Here is a 2,189-nt window from a genome sequence, read left to right on the forward strand (position 1 = left end):
GCCGGGCAGGCGGAACAGGCGGCAGGGCAGGCGCGGGCCAAGGTCGCCTTCAGCGGGATACATACGCAGGTCGCAAGCGTTGCATCGCATCGTGGTCATGTCTATCGTGCAAGGCTGACCGGCCTGTCGCACGAGGCGGCGCAGAAGATCTGCCAGCAGCTGGGCGGGGGAGGATGCCAGATCCTGCCACCGACCACATGAAGACAGTGGCCCCGTCTTCGGGGGGTAAGGAAGCATGAGGTATTTTTACAGGCGTTCGCGCTGGTGCCTGCCGGGACTGTGCCTGCCGCTGGTGGGGGTGCTGGCCTTTGCCGGGTTCGTATGTTTTTCCCCCGCGCGCGCGGCGCTACCGGTGGGCAGTCAGGCCCCGCTGTTCGATGCGCAGGCCACCCGCAATGGCAGCGAGTTCAGCTTCCATCTGGCCGATGCGCTGCGGCAGGGGCCGGTCGTGCTGTATTTCTATCCCGCCGCCTTTACCCGTGGCTGCACCATGGAGGCGCATGACTTCGCCAACGCCATGGACCAGTACACGGCGCTCGGGGCCACGGTCATCGGCGTCTCGACCGATGACATGCCGACCCTCGACCGCTTTTCTGTAAGCGAGGGTCATGGCCGTTTTCCCGTCGCGGCCGACCCACGGGGCCAGATCGCGCGCATGTATGACAGCCGCCTGCCGCTGCTCAACCGCGCCAATCGCACCTCCTACGTCATCGCGCCCGATGGAAAGGTCATCTACGCCTACAGCGCGCTTTCACCCGAAGGCCATGTGACCCACACGCTCGATGCGCTGCGTCAGTGGCGCGCGGGCCAGGGGCAGGCCAGCCGGGTGTCGCTTCCGCCCCCCGCATCCCCCGCCACGCGGTAAGAGACTGTTTGAAAAGTCTGCCTGAATAACATGCTGAAATCATAAGGAAGTTTCTGGTGAAGCTTTTTCCGGAAAGCTTCAGGAAACGCCGCCTTCTTGAAAAAAAACGGCACCCGAAAACTCTTATTGTTTTTCATCAATCAGTTGTTTTCAAATAGCCGCCAGCGGTGGCTGGTGCATTGACTTGGGCGCGGGCGCGGTATTGACTGCCGCCTTCGTCATCCGTGGGTGGGAAGCCGGTGGGACTCCGGCACGGTCGCGCCACTGTACACCGCATGCCGGCATGCGGAAGTCAGACCCCGCCGGCGGATAGGGCCTTATTTCCGTTGCGGGACGCGCTTTCCCCACAGGAGACCTGATTTCCATGATCTTCCTTCCTTTCCCCCCATGCCGGGGTATCCGCTAATGGCCGGGCGTCTTCTGCTGCGCGGCATGCTGGCCGGTATTCTCGCGGCCTGTCTCGCTTTCGGGTTCGCCCGGATCTTTGGTGAACCGCAGGTCAACATGGCCATCGCCTTCGAATCCGCGCTGGACGCGGCGTCCGGTGAACCGCCGGAGCCGGAACTGGTCAGCCGGGGGGTGCAGGCGTCGTTTGGCCTGCTGACCGCCGCGATCATGTACGGCGCCGCCTATGGGGGCCTGTTTTCGCTGGTTTTCGCGACCGCCTATGGCCGGATCGGGCGTTTTTCGCCCCGTATGCTGGCCATGCTGCTGGCGGGGGCGGGTTTTCTGGCGGTGGTCATGGTGCCTGACCTGAAATACCCCGCCAATCCCCCGGCGGTGGGCCAGCCGGAAACGATCGGCATGCGCACGGTCGCGTATTTCGAGATGGTGGTCTTCTCACTCTGCGCGCTGACGCTGGCGGTTCTGGCCGGGCGGGCGCTGGTGGCCCGGATGGGCCACTGGAACGCAACATTGTGTGGCGGGGCCGTATTCGTGGTTCTGGTCGCCCTGCTGCAATGGGCGCTGCCCGATATTAGTGAAGTGCCGGAGAATTTCCCCGCCGTGGTGCTGTGGCGCTTCCGTGAGGCCGCGCTGGGCATGCAGGTGGTGCTGTGGGGCAGCCTTGGCCTGATCTTCGGCGTGCTGGCGGACCGGGTCATGGCGCGCCAGCCCGGCGTGCATTACGGCTGAGTTGTCATGCCCCCCGTCGGGGCCGGGACGGGGGGTGGGACAGGGCCGTGGCCGCGCCGCGCTTCATCACGTCATCCCACAGGCGCGCAGCCTGCCGTCCATCGCGCGGTCCATGACGGGATAGGGATGGCTTGCCGCGATATAGGCGGGCTGGTCATCCCAGTGCAGGGCGGTCCTGTCGGCGGGGTCG

General features: G+C 65.1%; 3 protein-coding genes and 1 riboswitch. All 3 genes read left to right on the top strand.

Annotated elements, in window-relative coordinates:
* On the top strand, positions 1-201 hold a 201-nt coding region (locus JCM25156_RS24755), incomplete at its 5' end, for an SPOR domain-containing protein (protein WP_034960016.1).
* A gap of 34 nt (positions 202-235) precedes the next feature.
* Positions 236-865: a peroxiredoxin gene (locus JCM25156_RS14355; RefSeq protein WP_025813614.1), complete on the top strand. Its 630-nt coding sequence runs from the start codon at positions 236-238 to the stop codon at positions 863-865.
* A gap of 175 nt (positions 866-1,040) precedes the next feature.
* Positions 1,041-1,186: riboswitch (cobalamin riboswitch) on the top strand.
* Between the two features lie 84 nt (positions 1,187-1,270).
* The gene (locus tag JCM25156_RS14360) at positions 1,271-1,999 is read left to right on the top strand and encodes a CbtA family protein (protein WP_025813615.1); all 729 of its coding nucleotides are present in this window, start codon (positions 1,271-1,273) and stop codon (positions 1,997-1,999) included.
* Positions 2,000-2,189: the final 190 nt, after the last annotated feature.

The sequence above is a fragment of the Komagataeibacter kakiaceti JCM 25156 genome (genome assembly GCF_000613305.1).

Bases quoted from the DNA above. Each gene is read 5' to 3' on its own strand.
- JCM25156_RS14360 (WP_025813615.1), top strand. From the start codon at position 1,271: ATGGCCGGGCGTCTTCTGCTGCGCGGCATGCTGGCCGGTATTCTCGCG.
- JCM25156_RS14355 (WP_025813614.1), top strand. From the start codon at position 236: ATGAGGTATTTTTACAGGCGTTCGCGCTGGTGCCTGCCGGGACTGTGC.